The organism is Streptosporangium amethystogenes, assembly GCF_000721075.1.
Lineage (GTDB): Bacteria > Actinomycetota > Actinomycetes > Streptosporangiales > Streptosporangiaceae > Streptosporangium > Streptosporangium amethystogenes.
Genome location: NZ_JOEQ01000002.1, coordinates 135,005 through 152,375 on the forward strand (window position 1 = coordinate 135,005; position 17,371 = coordinate 152,375).

At 70.6% G+C, this 17,371-nt stretch carries 16 protein-coding genes; 4 read left to right on the forward strand and 12 right to left on the reverse strand.

Going from position 1 to position 17,371, the window contains the following annotated elements:
* Nucleotides 1-46 precede the first annotated feature (46 nt).
* The 10 genes from IG98_RS0102380 to IG98_RS0102425 all read right to left on the reverse strand — a co-directional run bounded on the left by IG98_RS0102380 (nt 47) and on the right by IG98_RS0102425 (nt 11,165).
* Nucleotides 47-1,234, reverse strand: coding sequence for an RtcB family protein (locus IG98_RS0102380; protein ID WP_030904673.1), 1,188 nt, complete (start codon nt 1,232-1,234; stop codon nt 47-49).
* A 221-nt stretch (nt 1,235-1,455) separates the two neighbouring features.
* Nucleotides 1,456-2,247, reverse strand: coding sequence for an aspartate/glutamate racemase family protein (locus IG98_RS0102385; RefSeq protein WP_030904674.1), 792 nt, complete (start codon nt 2,245-2,247; stop codon nt 1,456-1,458).
* A gap of 113 nt (nt 2,248-2,360) precedes the next feature.
* Entirely contained in the window at nt 2,361-3,689 is a 1,329-nt protein-coding gene (locus tag IG98_RS0102390; protein WP_030904675.1) for an NAD(P)/FAD-dependent oxidoreductase, read from the reverse strand.
* Nucleotides 3,690-3,726: 37 nt separating this feature from the next.
* The gene (locus IG98_RS0102395) at nt 3,727-4,602 is read right to left on the reverse strand and encodes a family 3 encapsulin nanocompartment shell protein (protein ID WP_030904676.1); all 876 of its coding nucleotides are present in this window, start codon (nt 4,600-4,602) and stop codon (nt 3,727-3,729) included.
* A 27-nt stretch (nt 4,603-4,629) separates the two neighbouring features.
* Nucleotides 4,630-5,481, reverse strand: coding sequence for a class I SAM-dependent methyltransferase (locus tag IG98_RS0102400; RefSeq protein ID WP_030904677.1), 852 nt, complete (start codon nt 5,479-5,481; stop codon nt 4,630-4,632).
* Nucleotides 5,482-5,518: 37 nt separating this feature from the next.
* Entirely contained in the window at nt 5,519-6,346 is an 828-nt protein-coding gene (locus IG98_RS0102405; RefSeq protein ID WP_030904678.1) for an SDR family oxidoreductase, read from the reverse strand.
* Between the two features lie 42 nt (nt 6,347-6,388).
* Nucleotides 6,389-7,399, reverse strand: a complete 1,011-nt coding sequence (locus tag IG98_RS0102410; protein WP_245651375.1) for a sulfotransferase — start codon at nt 7,397-7,399, stop codon at nt 6,389-6,391.
* Nucleotides 7,396-8,577 (reverse strand): MFS transporter, encoded by a 1,182-nt coding sequence (locus IG98_RS0102415; RefSeq protein WP_030904684.1) that lies wholly within the window; start codon nt 8,575-8,577, stop codon nt 7,396-7,398. Before IG98_RS0102415 ends, IG98_RS0102410 begins: the two co-directional genes overlap by 4 nt.
* 2 nt (nt 8,578-8,579) lie before the next feature.
* A complete protein-coding gene (locus IG98_RS0102420; RefSeq protein ID WP_084195083.1) occupies nt 8,580-9,989 on the reverse strand; it encodes a DegT/DnrJ/EryC1/StrS family aminotransferase in 1,410 nt (469 codons plus the stop codon).
* Nucleotides 9,990-10,595: 606 nt separating this feature from the next.
* Nucleotides 10,596-11,165, reverse strand: coding sequence for a PadR family transcriptional regulator (locus IG98_RS0102425; protein ID WP_030904691.1), 570 nt, complete (start codon nt 11,163-11,165; stop codon nt 10,596-10,598).
* 54 nt (nt 11,166-11,219) lie between these two features.
* Here IG98_RS0102425 and IG98_RS0102430 point away from each other — a divergent pair, with 54 nt between their 5' ends.
* Nucleotides 11,220-12,401: an FAD-dependent oxidoreductase gene (locus IG98_RS0102430; RefSeq protein WP_030904694.1), complete on the forward strand. Its 1,182-nt coding sequence runs from the start codon at nt 11,220-11,222 to the stop codon at nt 12,399-12,401.
* A 31-nt stretch (nt 12,402-12,432) separates the two neighbouring features.
* Here IG98_RS0102430 and IG98_RS0102435 read toward each other — a convergent pair whose 3' ends face one another.
* Nucleotides 12,433-13,302: a UbiA family prenyltransferase gene (locus tag IG98_RS0102435; RefSeq protein ID WP_245651376.1), complete on the reverse strand. Its 870-nt coding sequence runs from the start codon at nt 13,300-13,302 to the stop codon at nt 12,433-12,435.
* A gap of 195 nt (nt 13,303-13,497) precedes the next feature.
* On the opposite strand from IG98_RS0102435, the gene IG98_RS53070 reads away from it, so the two are divergent.
* The 3 genes from IG98_RS53070 to IG98_RS0102450 are packed head-to-tail and all read left to right on the forward strand — an operon-like array spanning nt 13,498 to nt 16,332.
* Nucleotides 13,498-14,736: a type III polyketide synthase gene (locus tag IG98_RS53070; protein WP_030904706.1), complete on the forward strand. Its 1,239-nt coding sequence runs from the start codon at nt 13,498-13,500 to the stop codon at nt 14,734-14,736.
* 7 nt (nt 14,737-14,743) lie between these two features.
* Entirely contained in the window at nt 14,744-15,322 is a 579-nt protein-coding gene (locus tag IG98_RS0102445) for an isoprenylcysteine carboxyl methyltransferase family protein (RefSeq protein ID WP_030904709.1), read from the forward strand.
* A complete protein-coding gene (locus IG98_RS0102450; protein WP_030904712.1) occupies nt 15,319-16,332 on the forward strand; it encodes an NAD(P)/FAD-dependent oxidoreductase in 1,014 nt (337 codons plus the stop codon). The genes IG98_RS0102445 and IG98_RS0102450 overlap by 4 nt, the downstream gene beginning before the upstream one ends.
* A gap of 82 nt (nt 16,333-16,414) precedes the next feature.
* Here IG98_RS0102450 and IG98_RS0102455 read toward each other — a convergent pair whose 3' ends face one another.
* Nucleotides 16,415-17,251 (reverse strand): hypothetical protein, encoded by an 837-nt coding sequence (locus tag IG98_RS0102455; RefSeq protein WP_157594114.1) that lies wholly within the window; start codon nt 17,249-17,251, stop codon nt 16,415-16,417.
* Between the last annotated feature and the right edge of the window lie 120 nt (nt 17,252-17,371).

Sequence of the window (17,371 nt, forward strand, 5' to 3'; positions counted from 1 at the left end):
TCACGTCCCTCGAAAACGGCGCACGCCCTGGTCGCGGACCGATCGCTCAGCCCTTGATGCAGACCAGCTGCCGCAGGTGCGCGACCACCTCGACCAGGTCGGTCTGCGCGGCCATGACCGACTGGATGTCCTTGTACGCGCCGGGGATCTCGTCGATCACCCCGGTGTCCTTGCGGCACTCGACGCCGGCGGTCTGCGCCTTGAAGTCCGCCAGGGTGAAGGTCTTCTTCGCCTTGTTCCGGCTCATCCGGCGACCCGCGCCGTGCGAGGCCGAGTTGAACGCGGCGGGGTTCCCCAGGCCCTTCACGATGTAGGTGCCGGTCGCCATCGAGCCGGGAATGATGCCGAACTCACCGGATCCAGCGCGGATCGCACCCTTTCGGGTGACGAGCACGTCCACACCGTCGTAGCGCTCCTCCGCCACGTAGTTGTGGTGGCAGGAGATCGGCTGCTCGAAGGTGATGCCCGCCAGGTGGCGCCGGAGCACGTCGCAGACCAGGGCCATCATGACCGTCCGGTTGCGCCGCGCGTAGTCCTGCGCCCAGAACAGATCGCGCCGGTAGGCGTCCATCTGCGGGGTGCCCCCGACGAACACCGCCAGGTTGCGGTCCGGCAGGTCCTGGTTGTGCGGCAGGTCCTGGGCCTGTCCGATGTGGTGCTCGGCCAGCTCCTTGCCGATGTTGCGCGACCCGGAGTGCAGCACCACCCAGACCACGCCCTCGTCGTCGGCGCAGACCTCCAGGAAGTGGTTCCCCCCACCCAGGGTGCCCATCTGCACCTCGGCCCGCTCCCTCCTCTGGTGTACCGCCGGGGCCAGCGTGTCGAAGTCCTTCCAGAAGCCCGCCCAGTCGGCGGCCTTGAACCCCTGCAGCCTGGTCGGGTCGACCGGCCGCTTGTGGTGCCCGAAGCCGACCGGCACCGCCTGCTCCAGCTTCGAACGCAGGTAGGCCAGATTGTCGGGAAGGCTCTCCACCCGGTAGGAGGTCCGCACCGCGGTCATCCCGCAGCCGATGTCGACCCCGACCGCCGCGGGCGAGACCGCGTCACGCATCGCGATAACCGACCCCACCGTCGCGCCCATCCCGTGATGCACGTCCGGCATCACCGCGACCCCCTGCACCCACGGCAGGTTCGCCACATTACGAAGCTGCTGCATCACGTTCGGCTCGACCTCGGCCGGGTCGGCCCACATGCGGATCGGCGCACGCCCACCCATCACCTCGTTGTACGACATCTCCACATCGCCTCCTCCCGGTCACATCCCGAACGAGATCAATAACGCCAGAACCCCCACCTCCCCGCAACTCAATAACCATACGAACAGGACCCCCGGAAGGGCTCCCCGGGGAGCCGGGCGACACCCACCTCTCAGCCGGCGAGCCGGCCCGCCCCTGAGCCCTGATCCTCGAAAACGGCCGGGCGACGCCAAGGCGATCAGCCTCTGTGCCGGTGCGGTCAGGGGCCTCCCGGGGAACCCGGATTCAGAACCGCGTGTTCACCACCGTCGACGGGGCACTGGCCCGTGCCGGAGGCGCCGAAGGGTCGGCGGGTCAGGCTCCGGTGGACCATTTCGGTGAGGGTCACGATGTCGAAGACCGGTATGCCGAGGTGTGCCTGGATCTGGTGGGCATAGGGCACCACGTCGGTGCATTCGATGACGAGCGCCCCCATGTCGGGGTTCTCCTTCGCCAGCTGTTCGACCTGGCCCAGCACTTCGCGGCCCAGGCGGTCGGCGTCGAGGTCCGGGCGCCGGGCTTCGAGCATGACCTCGCGGAACTCCGGCTGGTCCTCCAGGCCGACGACGCAGACCGGGACGTGCTCGGCGCCGACGGCCGCCAGGTGACGCCGGGTGAGGGAGGGCTTCTTGGCGACCAGCAGCCCGACCTTCTGATCCGAGCGGATCATGCGGTGCACCATGGGCAGTTGGATCAGGCTTGAGGCGTGCAGCGGGACGTTGACCGCGTCGGCCAGCTGCCTCTGGAAGATGACGAGAAAGCCGCAGGCACCGGTGATGGCGGCCGCGCCCCGCGCTTCGAGTTCCTGAGCGGCCTGGATGAACGGGTCGAGCAGGCGCGGGTCGGCCTGGGTCACCACGCGTTCGGCGGTCGCGCCGTCCACGACCCGGTAGATGACGGGGAAGTCGAAGGTGGCCCGGTTGCGGATGTGCCCCGGGACCTTGGTGAAGTTGGTGTCGCAGCACAGGACGCCGATCGCGACGTCGTGCTCCGTTTCCGCTCCGGTGGCCATGGCGGTTCTCTCCCGTCGGGTGTTGCGGTCGTGTCGTCTGGCGGCGGGATCCGGGCCGGTCACGGCGCGAGGTCCGGTGTCCCATCGCCGCAAGCGGGGGGGTGGGACGCCTCTCATCGCCCGGGACGCAGGCGGAGGCGGCGCGGGGGCCCGCCACCGTAGCGGCCGGGACTCAGCGGGGTGAGGTCCATCTCGGGTCGCTCTCCGGCGACGAGCTGTGCGATCAGCCTGCCGCTGACCGGTGCGAGCCCCATGCCGATGTGGCCGTGACCGCACGCGACGGAGAGGTTGCGGTAGGGGGCGGCACGCCCCAGGAAGGGGAGGCCGTCCGGGCTGCAGGGACGAAACCCACTCCAGGTTTCGAGAGTCTCGGTGCTCTCCATCTTCGGGAGGTACACCTGAACGGTTCGCAGGATGCCGTCCACCCGGCTGCGGGAGATCGCGGTGTCCATGCCTGACAGCTCCAGGGTTCCGCCGAAGCGGAGGCGGTCGCCGAGCGGTACGAGCGCGACCTTCCCCTCGCCCAGCAGGACCGGCAGCCGGGGCGCGTTGCCCGGTGCCTTGACCGTGACGGAGTAGCCCTTGGCGGGCTGGAGCCTGAGCCCGATGTCCAGCCCGCGAGCGCATTCCGCCGACCAGGTCCCGGCGGCGATGACCGTCTCGCGAGGGCTGAAGTCCCCGTGAACCGTCCTGACCCGCTTGACCTCGGCTCCCGCGACCTCGAAACCGACGACCCCGGTGTGCTCGTGGATCTCCACGCCCATGTCGCCGAGCGTCCGGGCGAGTCCGGTGACGAAGTCGGGGACACGCAGGTAGGCACCCTCCTCGTTGTACAGGGCGCCGTGGATGTCGAACTCGGCGTCCGGTTCGAGCGCGCGCAGCTCCCCCGGGCCGAGGACGCGCAGCGGCACGCCGCTCGCGACCGTTCCCGGCACCGCCCGGCAGGCCTTCTCGAATCCCTGCCGTGTCCGGTACGCGAGCAGCATCCCCTGGGCTGTGAAGGTGGAGGCCAGGCCATCCGACGCGCAGAGCTCACGGAGGATCCCGAGGCTCCGCTTCTTCATGTCGACCAGTACCTGGAAACCGGCCTTCGCGTCGCGCTCGTTGCAGGCACGGCGAAAGTGCCAGAGCCACGACAACAGCTCGGGGTCCGGGCGCGGTCTGATGTAGAAGGGACTTTCCGGGTTCAGCAGCCAGCGCAGTCCCTGGGCCATCACGCCGGGCTCGGCGAGGGGAAGCGCGCCCTGCGTGCCGACGAAGCCGGTGTTTCCATACGAACAGGACTGGAGGCCGCCGACCGGCCCCCGTTCCACGACGGTCACGCTGTTGCCTGCGCGGCGCAGGTAGTAGGCGCAGAACAGGCCGACGACGCCGCCGCCGATGACGAGGACGTCAGGGTCGTACCGGAGGGGGGCCGGGTTCGGGGAGGGCATCGTCGGCATCTGCTGTCCTTTACGGCGACACGATCACGGGGCGCGACTACAGGGTCACGATGAAGAAGTTGGTCAGCAGGTTGATCACGACCCGCTCGTAGATCTCGGCCATCAGCGCGATGCCGGGCTCGGCGAAGGTTCCCGGGGGCGGCTCGGCGAAGCGGATCACCGAGCGTCCCGCGTCGAACAGTTGGGCGCCGTGCCCGAAGTCGCCGACGATGGCGGTTCCCGGATCGACCAGGCGCGTCCGCACGATGAAGACGCCGTTCTGCTCCAGATCGTCCATCAGGCGGCCCTGCCCCATGAACCTGTAGTAGTCGACGGGATTGATGATGAGGCCGTCGGCGGTGCCTCCCATCTGCTCCGCCTCGTTGCACGCCGCGAGGATCGTCGAGCCGAACGGTCCCTTCGAGGTCATGCGGATGACCCCCGGGATGTTCAGCAACCCGCCCCTGCCTCGGATGATCGTGTGGTTCTCGGCCGTGCCGAGACGGACGATCAGCCGGTAGTTGATGAACGACTCGAAGGTCTCGGGGTCCTCCCACAGGTCCGGCGGAACCTGCACCCACGCGGTGGTGGGATAGAGCTCGGGGATCGGCGACCGGTGGAAGCGGTTGGCCGCCTCGCGTCTCAGGTCGGCCTCGGTGACCTGAGGGTCGCCGGGAAGGGGCGGGCTCTCGTGCCAGTAGAACCGCCGGGGGTCCCTGGAGAGGTCGACGACCTTGAGCATGTTGCGCGCCGGGTAGCGCGGTTTGCGCCGCGAACTCGTCAGCGAGTCGGTGATCGTCACGTCGTACTCCACCGAGGCTTCGAGTCCCTTGGCGGCACAGGCCTCGACGAACAGCCGGCCCGGCGACATCTGCTTCTTCCGCTCGGCGACGACTTCCGCCATCGTCGACTTCATGCCTTCTGTGCGCTGCATGGCTTCCTCGCTACTGGTGGTTCGGCGCTAGGGCGTGGCGTTGCCGGGCTTGCGGGTGACGAACATCCCCCAGCCGAACTCGCCGTCGTCGATGGCGATCTGGATCTCCGCGCAGGACTCGGAGAAGGCCAGCATCCAGTCGCGCGCCGAGGCGTCCGGCGTCGCCTCTGCGCGCTCGCGGGCGATCCTGCCCAGCACGCGGTAGGTCTGCCGGATGTGGCTCTCCAGGTTGCGGGCGAGGAGGATCTCGAATCCGGCCTCTTCCAGAGCGGCCTGGTAGCCGACGAAGGAGTAGCCGCCGTTCCATCTCACCCGGTCGTAGACGTGCCTGCGGGCGCGCTCGCCGATCTCCTTCTTGGGCTGGAGGAAGTCGGAGAAGGCGAAGACGCCTCCGGGCCGCAGGACGCGGTGGATTTCGAGGTGACTGCGCGGCTTATCCGGTACGAGGCAGAGCGCGTCCTGGCTGACGACGTGACTGAAGGTGCCGGTCTCGTACGGCATCCGGGTGACCGAGCCCTGGCGGAACTCGATGTCGAGCCCGTTCTCGGCGGTCAGGGCCTCTCGCGCGAACCTGACGCGCTCGGCGCTCAGGTCGAGTCCCCCGCAGCGGCAGCCGAACCGCCTGGCGAGGTGGATCGGGAAGTTGCCGCAGCCGCAGCCGACGTCGAGCACGAACGACGAACCGTCGATTCCGGCGTCCGCCGCCAGGATGTCGGACGTCCGCTCGGCGGCGGCACGGTAGTCGTCGTCGGCGTCGTCCGCGAAGTAGCCGGTGTGCAGGACTCCGTCACCGTCCCAGAAGCTCAGGTAGGTCTGAAGGGTCTGGTCGAAGAAGTCACTGACGTCCCTCTCGGTGTAGGCCTGGCCGGTCGTTGACATCACGGGGTCCTTCCTTCGGTGGAGATGACCTGGGTCGTCATGTGTAGGTGTCCTGGCGCGCGGACGTGAGGTGCGCCGGCTCCGGCCCCACCACGCTGGCGCCGCCGTCGATCAGGTGGAGCGCGCCGGTGACGAACGAGGCCCGCTCTCCGGCGAGGAAGGCCGCGACGGCGGCGAACTCGGCCGGGTCCCCGACGCGGCCCAGGGCGTTGTGCCGGCCCATGGCACGCAGCCGGGCTTCGACGTCGCCGTCCTCGGCCAGCTTCGCCGCCGCCCGCTCCACCGGTGGGGTACGGGTCGTACCGGGTGCCAGCACGTTGACGGTGATGCCGTCGCGGCCGACTTCGGAGGCGAGGGACTGGGCGAAGCGCACGATGGCGGCGCGGGTCACCCCGGAGAGCGCCAGCTGGGCTATGGGGACGCTCGCCGTCTCCGAGGCCACGAAGAGCAACCGGCCCCACTGGGCGGCCTTCAGGTGCGGCAGCGCCGCGAGGGCCAGGGTCAGCGCCGGGGAGAGCACCTTGTCGATGGCCGCCTGGTAATCGGCCTGCTCGAACTGCGAGGCGGTGCCGATCGGCGGGCTGCCGCCGCCGACGAGCACGATGTGCAGGACGCCGAAGTCGGCGGCGACCTCGTCGACCCAGCGACGCGCCGCCTCCCCGTCCGTGATGTCGACGCTCGTGGCGTGGATCCGGCCACGTGCCACCTCCTTGAGGCCGCGTTCGGCCTCCGCGAGCCGGTCGCGGTCGCGTGCGCCGATCGCGACATGCGCGCCCTCCCTGGCCAGCTCCATGGCGGTGGCGAGGCCGAGGCCGCTGGATCCGCCAGCGACGAGCGCGACCTTGTTCTCAAGCCCCAGTTCCAAACGTCCTCCTCCTTGCCGTGCGGGCTGTTCGGCATCCGGCCCCTAGCGCTCCCCGGTCGCCCGCGGCGGCGCGGTGCCGGCCCGTCGTGAACCGGTGGGAGGCGTGCCGCCGTAGCGGTAGCCATAGCGCCGGAACAGCGGCCATGACAGCGTCGCCGCGGCCAGCCTGGCGGGCAGCGGCAGATCGGTCCGCCAGGAGTCGTCCCGGTCCCGGATGATGGTGGTGCCGGTGTGGAAACGATCGGGATTGCCGGTGACCGTGTGGTTGGTACGGAGCTCGATCGTCCGGCCCCGCATCGGATTGGCGACCGGGTCCTCGCCGCAGAGCCGCAGCAGCGCGTCGACCGTTCCCACCGGATCGGCGATGAACTCCTCGTAGCGCAGGAACATCGATCGGTCCCGATGGCGGCGGACGATCGCCTGCGAGGCCACGTTGAAACCGTGCCAGTAGGCGGTGCTCTTCCTGGACGACATGACGTAGCAGTACTGCTTCTCCCGGCTCCACGACTGGGCGACCGCCCTGGGGTCGCGTACGAGATGGACGTAGTACGGCGTCACCCCGTCGAGGTGCGGCAGCAGGGCCGCCTCGCCGGGGATCTTGGTGGTGTCCACGAGGACGCGGGCGCCGGTCAGCTCGCCGACGGCGTGGTAGGTCCGCGTCATCAGGGCGGCGTGCTCGCGGATCTCCTCGGAGTGCAGCCCGCGGTCGAGCACCCGCCAGGTGTGCCTCGTCCGCACACAGGCCAGCTGGCGGCGGATGACGGTGTCCGCGTGGGCCTGCGCGGAGACCCCGGCCGGCCGCCCGAGCGGGAGGATCCTCGACCAGATGTGGCATTCGGTCAGCGGCCTGCCGCAGCCGCACGAGCTGTTCGCTCCCCTGCCCGCCGCGTTCTTCCACAGGAAGTGCAGTTCCCCGACGTGGAAGACCTCTGGGACCTCGTTGAGGATGTTGCCGATGATGGTGCTGCCGTTGCGGCACCATCCGGTGATGCAGAGGATCTTGAGAGATGTCTTCGAGAGGTTCGATCCGTTGATGACGTGCTCCTGACTCAACTCACGGCCGCCGGCTGCGCGTCCTGCCCGCGGACACAGAGCGCCACGGCCACGGCCAACATCGCGCAGACGGCGCCGGCGACGAACACCGCGGGGTAGCCGAAACCGGCGGCGACCACTCCGATCAGCGGCCCCCAGACGGCCAGGCCCAGATCCCAGAAGGAGGTGTAGGCGCCGATCGCGGCCCCCTGCCTCGACGGGTCGGTGCGGTTCATCACCATCAGGGCGAGCGACGGGTGCAGCAGCGAGAACCCGGCTCCCATGACCAGGCTGCCGAACACGGCGACAGGCAGGTTCGGCGCCAGGGCGATGATCGCGAGGCCGCCGGCCTCGCCGATGCCGGACCAGGTGGCGACCCTGCGTGGCCCGAGCCGGTCCGGTAGGTGGCCGATGAACAATCTGGTGCCGGCGTAGACGGCGCTGAAGCCGCTGAGCACCACGACGCCCGACTGGACGCCGCGGGCCTGGAGGTGCAGGACGACGAAGGCGGCGAGGCCCGCGTACCCCGCGGCGGCGAGCCCGAGGGCCAGCCCCGGCAGCAGTACCGGGCGTGGCAGCAGGGTGTGCCCACCGCTCTGCCGCACCTCGCCCGGCTGCCCCGCGCGTGCGGGGGCGGGAACCGCGCTGATCAGCAGGAGGGCGACCAGCGCGGTGGCGGCGCTGAAGCCCCACACCGCGCCGTAACCGAAGTTCAGCAGCAGCGCGCCCAGGAAGGTCCCCACCGAGATCCCGCCCCACATGCTGACGCCGTAGAGCCCGATCAGCTGCCCGCGGCGGTTGTGCGGCGCGAGCGAGACGACCCAGACGGCACCCGCGGTGAAGAGCGACGCCTCGCCGACGCCGGCCAGCAGGCGGACGGCGACCAGGCCGCTCAGGCCGAGCGGCAGGAAGTAGAGCAGGCCGCCGACGGCGATGACCAGCGCGCCTGCCTGCATGACGAGGCGATGGCCGTACCGGTCGGCCAGGTGGCCGGAGACGGGCCTCACCAGCAGGGCCGTGAGCGCCGTCGCCATGACCACCAGCCCGACGGCGAAATCGCCGGCGCCGAAGCTCTCCCTGACGAAGCCCGGCAGCACCGGGATCGCCGCGGTGAGGCCCAGGTAACCGCAGAAGAGTCCTCCAAAGACCCCGGCGAGGGCGAGGCGTGGCATCGTGCTCTTCTCCGTGGGGGCTTCCATCGCTACTGCCCGACGGGCGCGGTGTCGGCCAGCCCGGTGACCGGATCCGCCGGCAGGGCGGAGCCCTGGTCGACGGAGGCGTACCCGTCTACCAGAGGGGTTCGCCGGCCGCGGTCCGGCGCGACGGCCGCCGCCACCTTGCGGACCGCCCTGATCAGGTGATCGCAGTCCTGCGCCGAGAGGTTGGAGGACAGCGGGATGTCCACCGCCTGCTCCAGGTATCGCGTGGTGTTCGGCAGCAACGCCTTGATCTCCTCGACGCCCCTGGCGCCGAACATGAACCGCCAGTTCCAGAAGACCCGCACGTTGGTGTCCTCGTCGGAGCCGAGGTTTCGCGCGTCGACGCCCTCGCAGCAGAGCGCGCGGGCGAACCATTTCGCGTCCACGCCGGGAACCCGGAAGATGAACGCCTCGCCCAGATAGGCGCCGGGGTCCACGGGCTGGCGGATCGCGATCTGGGGGAGGTCGGAAAGGGCCGCGGTCACGTAGGCGTAGTTGCCGCGGAAGCGTTCCAGGCGCATCGGCAGCCGGGTCATCTCGGCGCGCAGCAGGGCCGCGCGGATCTCGTCCATGCGGAAGCTGAACAACGGCAGGTCGAGATCGGTGGCGATCGGTGTCTCGCCGTCCGGGAAGTGCCGCCGGAAGCGTCCCTCGTACGCGCCCGAGAGCACGACGGCGCGGGCGAAGAGCACGCTGTCGTCGGTGGCCAGGAAACCGCCCTCGCCGCAGTTGAGCGACTTGTCGGACTGGGTGCTGAAGGCGCCCGCGAGGCCGAAGGTGCCGAGTTTTCTGCCTTTCAGTTCCGCGCCGAGGGCCGGGACCGCGTCCTCGAACACCGGCACGCCCATGTCGGCGGCGAAGCGCGTCACCGCCTCCATGTCGGCGGCGAAGCCACGCATGTGGACCACCAGGATTCCCTTGATCTCGGGTGTCCAGCGGCGACGGAGATCGTCGACATCCATGTGGAGGTTCTCGTCCACCTCCACCAGGATGGGTGTGCATCCGGCGAGCACGATGGCGCTGGGGGTGGCCACGAAGGTGAAGCCGGGACAGGCGATCAGCGAGCCCGGCGGGATCCCCGCCGCCATGATGGCGAGCGCGAGCGCGGTGGTGCCGCTGGACACGGCCAGCGCGTGCTTGCTGCCGAAATAGTGGCACAGTTCCTCCTCGAACTTGCCGCACTCGGTGTCCTGCTGGGATCGGTAGTCGTAGCGGAAGTAGAGATGGCTGCGGATGGCGCGTAACGCCGCTTCCTCGTCCTCGGAATGGACGAAGACGGCCCCCTTGTCGTAGGTCGGCCAGGGCGTGTGCCGGACGGGGTCACCACCGTTCACGGCGAGCCGCGTGTCCTCGGTCTGTCCGGTCTCCGGCAACGGCCGGACCGGCACCGGACCCTCCTTGTTTCTGTTCACCGTCGAGCTCCTTGTTGCTGGCTGGCTGGTTTTCTCGTCGATGTTCTCCGGGCAGGTCTAATCACCACCACCGGCGCGGTGGTGGTGCTGTCGAAGGTGGCGGCGGTGAACTTGTCCGTCGCTCCCCCGCTGTGGCCGCGGGGCTGGAGCGAACCGGAAACGGCGCTGTTGGTCGGCCGGGAAACTACGGGAGGCCGACTCTCCCGAGGGTCCACCCGACGAGTCCGAGGGGCTTATTGATCACATTGTCGGCCAAGGAAAATCTTTTGAATGTTCCCTAAATGTCCGGAGGGTGTCAATGGGGGAGAATGTTATGAGACCAATAATGACGCACCGACCCCGGAACAGGAAAACCCACAAAACCTATAATAAAACTCGAAAACCAGGAATGAATGCCGCCGCCAACCGGCGTCATTTCCTATTCACACTCCCGGAAGACGTTTGACATCCCGGTTTCGGCCGACACCTTACCGGTGTTTGAGAAAAAACCTTCCGGACGCCGGCAATGATGTCGTGGCGTTTTCCGCGCAGCCGGATCAATACCCGCCGCTCATCCGAAAGGCTTTTCGGATGAGCGGTCACCCCTCGGTGTTCACCGAGCCGGCGTCAGAGACGGAAGTCCCAGTCGATCAGGCTCGCGCGTAGGTCGTCGGCGAGGCCCCGGACATAGTCGAGTTCGGCCTTGAGCACGGCCCGCTGGTACTCGGTCTCCACCAGGAAGAGGCGGGGAAGGAACTTCGCCCCCTCGGTCAGGTCGCGGTCCAACTCCGACAGTCGCGCCTCCAGGGAGATCAGGCGCTCGTCGAGCGCCGCCCGGACCTCATCGGGCGGCAGCACGGGCATGAAGGCGAGTGCGGCGGGGAACTCCGGGAACTCGCGGGCCCGCACGGAGAGCATCGTCCGCATCCACTGCCGCAGCGTGTCCCGGCCCGCGTCGGTGGGCTCGTAGACGGTCCGCTCGGGCCGGTTCTCCTCGCGCGAGGTCTCGCGGACCGCGATGAGCCCGTCGCGGAGCAGCCTGTCGATGGTCTGGTAGACGCTGTTGCGCTGCGCGACGTTGACGACGTCGTCCTTGTGCCGCTCCTTGATCATCCGCTGCATCTGGTACGCGTGCATCGGCGCCTCACAGACCAGCGAGAGCAGCGCCATGGCCAGGGGGGATCGCCTCGTAGACATGGTGCACATCGTAACGGCCTATCCAGCAATAGTTATTTTATGTATAGTCATTTTATGACTAAAAAAGCCCTGATAGTCGGCGGAGGCATCGCCGGCCCGGTGACGGCGATGGCCCTGCGACGCGCCGGCATCGACAGCGAGGTCTTCGAGGCGTACGACCGAGGTTCCGATGGCGTGGGCGCCTTCCTCACCCTCGCGGTCAACGGCCTGGAGGCCCTGCGCCCCCTCGACCTGCACGATCTCGTCGGCGAGCTGGGCATGGACTCCTCGCGGATGCTGATGCTCAACGGGCGCGGCAGGCCGCTCGCCTCCACCTGGCAGCCCAGCCGGACGCTGAGGCGCGCCGATCTCTATCGGGTGCTGCGCGACGAGGCCGTACGGCGCGGCGTGCGGATCCACTACGGCAGGCGCCTCACCGACGCCTCGATCACCGAGACCGGGGTGCGCGCGGTCTTCGCCGACGGCGGCGCGGCGGAAGGCGATCTGCTGATCGGCGCCGACGGGCTCCACTCGCGCACTCGCGCGATCATCGACGCCGGAGCACCTCGCGCCCGGCACGTCGGCCTGCTGAACACCGGCGGTTTCGCACGCGGCGTCGAGGTGCCCGGCGAGCCGGGAACGAGCTACTTCATCTTCGGCAAAAGATGCTTTTTCGGCTACCTGATCCATCCGGACGGCGAGGTGTGGTGGTTCGCCAACCCGCCGAGCCCCGGGGAGCCGACACCGGAGGAACTCTCGGCGATCACCCCGGCGCGGTGGCGCACCAGGCTCACAGAACTGTTCGGCGACGACACCGGACCGATGCTCGACATCATCGGCGCGACCGACCACATCATGCCCGGCTGGAACACCTACGACGTCCCGACCGTGCCGAAGTGGTTCAACGAGCGCATGGTGATCGTGGGTGACGCCGCGCACGCGACCTCGCCCTCCTCCGGCCAGGGGGCGTCCATGGCGATCGAGGACGCCGTGGTGCTGGCCAAATGCCTGCGAGACGTCCCCGGCACCCGCGACGCGTTCGCCGCCTTCGAGGCAGCACGGCGGAAGCGGGTGGAGCGGATCGTGGAGCAGGGCAGACGTAACGGGAGCGGCAAGGCGCAGGGAGCCGTCGGCGCCCTCTTCCGCGATCTCGCACTACCGGTGATCATGCGGCAGGTGAACAGGAGGAACGCGCTGGCCTGGATGTACGACTACCGGATCTCCTGGAACGAGCCGGCATCCGCGGCGTCCGGCTGACCGGCAGGCGACCGGCAGGCGACCGGCAGGGTCAGGGCGCTGTGATGGCGGTGCCGCGGGCGAGGAGCAGGACGACGGCGACCGCGGCGACGGCGACCGCCACGGCGAAGGGAACGCGCGGCGAGTCTCGGCCCAGCGCCACCCCGCAGGCGGTGAAGGCTCCGGCCACCGCCAGCGCCGCCCAACCTCCCGCGCCCGGCGACCCCGTGGGGCCGAAGACGAGCAGGGCGGTCGCGGCCAGCAGCGGCAGCGGGATCAGGACGCGGACGCGGGCGACGCCGAGCCGCTGCGGCCAGCCCCGGACCCCACCGGCGAGGTCCGCGGGGATGTCGGGGAGCACGTTGGCCAGGTGCGCTCCGCAGCCGAGCAGCGCCGCGGCCAGGACCGCCCACCAGGCGGGCCACGGATGTCCCGGCAGGCCCAGGGTCACGAACCCGGGAAGCGCGCCGAAGCCCACCAGGTACGGCAGCCAGGAGAGCGCGGTCGCCTTCAGGCCGAGGTCGTAGGCCCAGGCCGCGGCGACGCCGACGAGGTGGACCGCACCTGCCGCCGACCCCGAGGCCAGGGAGAGCGGCACGCAGAACGTCAGGGCCGCGATCGCGGCGACCCACACCGTGCGGACGTTCACCGCGCCACCGGCGACGGGCTTGCCGGTACGACCCGCGGCGGCGTCCCGCGCCGCGTCCACCGCGTCGTTGCACCAGCCGATCGAGAGCTGCCCGGTCAGCACCGCCGTCGCCACCAGGACGCACCCGGCCGCGTCACGCCCGCTCAGCGCGGCCAGCGCGGTCACCAGGACGGTGACCGCCACACTCGGCCCGGGGTGGCAGGCCAGCAGCAGCCCCCGCACGACCCTGAGCGCCGGCCCTGTCCCCGGGCACATCGGCCGGCTCGTCGTCACGGATCGATCGTAGGCCGAGGGGTCCGGGCAAGCGGGTACCGAACATCTCAAAAAAGCGGACATCACTCTAAGAAACCGACAAAGTTGCGAGGTGAGATGCTCCGAGAAACGGACACCGAGGCTGTTGCGACGCATGCCACAGATCCAGCTGGGCAAAAGGCAGGTGTCCGCTGTTCGCAAGCCGGGGGTCTGTTTATGACGCGAATCGTCGCTGTCCGCGGCGCGCTCCCGCCGAACCGGCACTCCCAGGCAGAGATCACCGAGGCGTTCGCACGGGTGTGCCTGCCCGAGGGTGCCAACCGCCGGTTGCTCGACCGGCTGCACACCTCCGCGCGGGTGGAGTCACGGCACCTGACGCTACCGCTTGAGCAGTACGCCAAAGTGGACGGCTTCGGGGCGGCCAACGACATCTTCGTGGAGATGGCCGTGGAACTGGGCACCGAGGCGCTGGGCGGCGCGCTGGAGGAGGCCGGAGCCCTCCCCGAGGACGTGGACATGATCCTCTTCACCTCGGTGACCGGCGTCGCGGCCCCCTCGGTGGACTCCAGGGTGGCCGGGCGGCTCGGGCTGCGCCCGGACGTCAAGCGGATCCCCATCTTCGGACTGGGCTGCGTCGCGGGGGCGGCCGGCATCGCCCGGCTCCACGACTACCTGCACGGCTGGCCCGAGCAGCTGGCGGTGCTGCTCTCGGTCGAGCTGTGCTCCCTCACCCTGCAGCGCGGTGACGCCTCCGTCGCCAACATGGTGGCGAGCGCCCTGTTCGGCGACGGGGCGACGGCCGTGGTGGCCTGCGGTGACGAGTGGCGACCCCGGCGTACCGGCTCGCCCGCGACCTCCAGGGCCGGCGCGGCGAGTGGCGCCTCCGCGACGACGCGGCCCGCGGGCCCCGCGGGGTCCTCTCCGGCGGCGGGCGCTCCCGCGACCGCCTGGCCCGCGGGCCCCGCGGGCTCCTCGCCCTCCGGCGGCGAGCCGGCCTCCCACCGGTCATCCGGACGGGCGGCTCCGGCGGTGGTGGCCTCGCGCAGCCATCTGTATCCCGGCTCCGAGCACGTGATGGGCTGGCACGTCGGCGACACCGGCTTCCGCGTGGTGCTCGACGCGAGTGTTCCCGATGTGGTGCGCACCTACCTGGCCGACGACGTGCACGACTTCCTCGCCGACCACGATCTGGGCAGCGAGGACGTGACGGCGTGGGTCTGCCATCCGGGCGGCCCCAAGGTCCTGGAGGCGGTGGCCGAGACGCTGCGGCTTCCCGAGGACGCGCTGGACCTCACCTGGCGCTCGCTCGCCGCGATCGGAAACCTCTCCTCCTCCTCGGTCCTGCACGTCCTGCGGGACACGCTCGCCCTGCGGCCACCGCCGCCCGGCACCCCGGGGATGCTCCTGGCGATGGGGCCGGGATTCTGCTCCGAACTCGTACTGCTGCGCTGGTAGGAGCCCGATGTCCTGGCATCTGTCGTCCTGGTACCTGCTGCTGGTGTTGCTCGTCGGCCTTGAGCGGGTCGCCGAACTGATCGTCGCCCGCCGTAACACGCGATGGAGCACGGCGCGCGGCGGGGTGACGTACGGGCGGGGCCACTACCCGTGGATGGTCGCCCTGCACACCGCTCTGCTGGCCGGATGCCTGCTGGAGGCGGGTCTGGCCGGCCGGCCCTTCGTGCCCGCGCTCGGCTGGCCGATGCTCGCCCTGGTGGTCGCCGCGCAGGGTCTGCGCTGGTGGTGCGTGGTCTCGCTGGGCCCTCAGTGGAACACCCAGGTGATCACGGTGCCGGGCCTGCCGCTGGTGGAGCGGGGGCCCTACCGGCTGCGCCTGCTCCGCCACCCCAACTACGTGGCGGTGGCCGTCGAGGGGGCGGCGTTGCCGCTGGTGTACGGCGCGTGGGTCACCGCGCTGACGTTCACGGTGCTCAACGCCGCGCTGATGAGGGTGCGGATCCGCTGCGAGGAGGACGCTCTGACCTCACTAGCCCCGGCGCCACCGGCCGGTGCGCCGCCCACCACCGGGCGAACGCCGTCATGATCGACGTCCTGATCGCGGGCGGGGGCCCGGCCGGGCTGGCCACCGCCATCCACGCCGCCCTGGCCGGGATGGAGGCCGTCGTCGTCGAGCCCAGAGCCGTACCGGTGGACAAGGCGTGCGGCGAGGGGCTGATGCCCACCGGGGTCGCGGCCCTGCGGTCGCTGGGGGTACGGGTCGAGGGCAGGCCGCTGCGCGGCATCCGCTACCTGGACGGCCGGCACGAGGCGGAGGCGGCGTTCCGCGACGGATCGGGCCTGGGCGTACGGCGGACCGCGCTGCACAGCGCACTGTCCCTGCGGGCGCGGGAACTGGGCGTGCGGGTCGTTCCCGGCAAGGTGGACGGCGTGCGGCAGGACTGCCGTCTCGTCGAGGCGGCGGGGCTGCGAGCCCGCTGGCTGGTGGCCGCGGACGGCCTGCACTCCCCGCTGCGCGCCCTGCTCGGACTGGAACTGCCCTGCCGCGGGCCGCGCAGGTACGGGCTTCGACGGCACTATCCGGTCGCGCCGTGGACGGACTTCGTCGAGGTCCACTGGGCGGCGGACGGCGAGGCGTACGTGACGCCGGTGGGCGAGAACCTGGTGGGGGTCGCAGTACTGAGCTCCCGACGGCGCGGCTATCCGGAACACCTGGCGGACTTCCCCTCGCTCCTGGAGCGGCTGGAGGGACCGGCCGCGACCCCGGTGCGCGGGGCGGGGCCACTGCGCCAGCGGGTCCGCGCCCGGGTGGCGGGGCGGGTGCTGCTGGTCGGCGACGCGGCCGGCTACGTCGACGCGCTCACCGGAGAGGGGGTGTCGCTCGCGCTGACGTCCGCGCGGTTGCTGGTCGACTGCCTGAGGGCCGGTGTCCCCGGGGCGTACGAGGCCGCCTGGCTGCGGCTGTCGCGACGGCACCGGCTGCTCACCGGGGCGCTGGTGGGCAGCCGCCGTTACCGGGCGGCCGGACGGCTGATCGTTCCGGCCGCCCGGCGGCTGCCCGCCCTGTTCGGCGCGGCGGTGCATGCCCTGGCCTGACCCGACCGGCGGGCTCCACACTGCCCCGTTCCCAGACGGAGGTCCCGGACGCGCGGCCGTCGGGGCGGCAGGTGAGCTCACCTCAGCGTGGCGAGACCCGGTGGATGACCCCCAGCCTGGGGGCGTAGTGCGTGGTGCCCTCGAACCTGAGCCGCCACTCACCGCCGGTACGCCCTCCCACCACCCTGGTGAAGCGTCCGTGGGAGTCGGTCGTGGCACCGGCCGCCTTCGTCCAGTCGGCGTCCTTACCGGCCCGGTGCATGATCTCGACGGGCTGGCCGGGGAAGGGAGCATAGTCCAGGTGCCCCTGAGGGTCGACCCGGTTCAGCGCGCCCGTCACGCGCACCCCCGAGCCCCCTGGGGCCACCTGGACTCCGCCGAACCTGGTCAGACGCTTCAGCAGGAAGCCCGTATGTCCGGTGACCTCGGCGCCGTCCGTGCCCCTCGCGGTCACCGAGACGGTCCAGGGTCCGGCCGGATACCAGCGGCTCAGGCTCTTCTCCGGCGCGAACCGCCAGGTCTCCCACCCCTCCCCCGGGCGGAACCCGGTCATCCCCGCCGCGCCCGGGGCGAGGCGGGCGGACACGGTCGGGCCGGGTACGGGGCCGGGCGCGAGGGCGGGGCCCCTGCCGGGACCGCCGCCCGGGCGGGACGCGGTGACGGGGAAGGACGTCCCCTTCGAAGCGGGGATCGCGCCCGGCTCGACCTTGATCGTCACCCCCTCGGGGCCGGTGACGCCTCGGGCCACCACCTCTATCACCATGCGTACCGTGTCCGCGGGCCCGACCACGGGATTCGCGGGACGCAGGGTCACCGAGCGGATCGTCAGGTCCTCGGCGGCGGCCGCCGGAGCTCCTGCCGGTACCGGCAGGGCCACGGTCCCCGCCGCCAGGGATGCGAGAAGGACTCTCAACGTCATGACCAGGAGGCTAGGAGTCCACCGGTAACAGGCAGGTAGAGGACACACGCCCCGTTGGGCAAAGCGGCGCCCGCCCGCCGGCACCGGAGACCGCAGTCCGAATCCGGCGCCGGCGGGCGG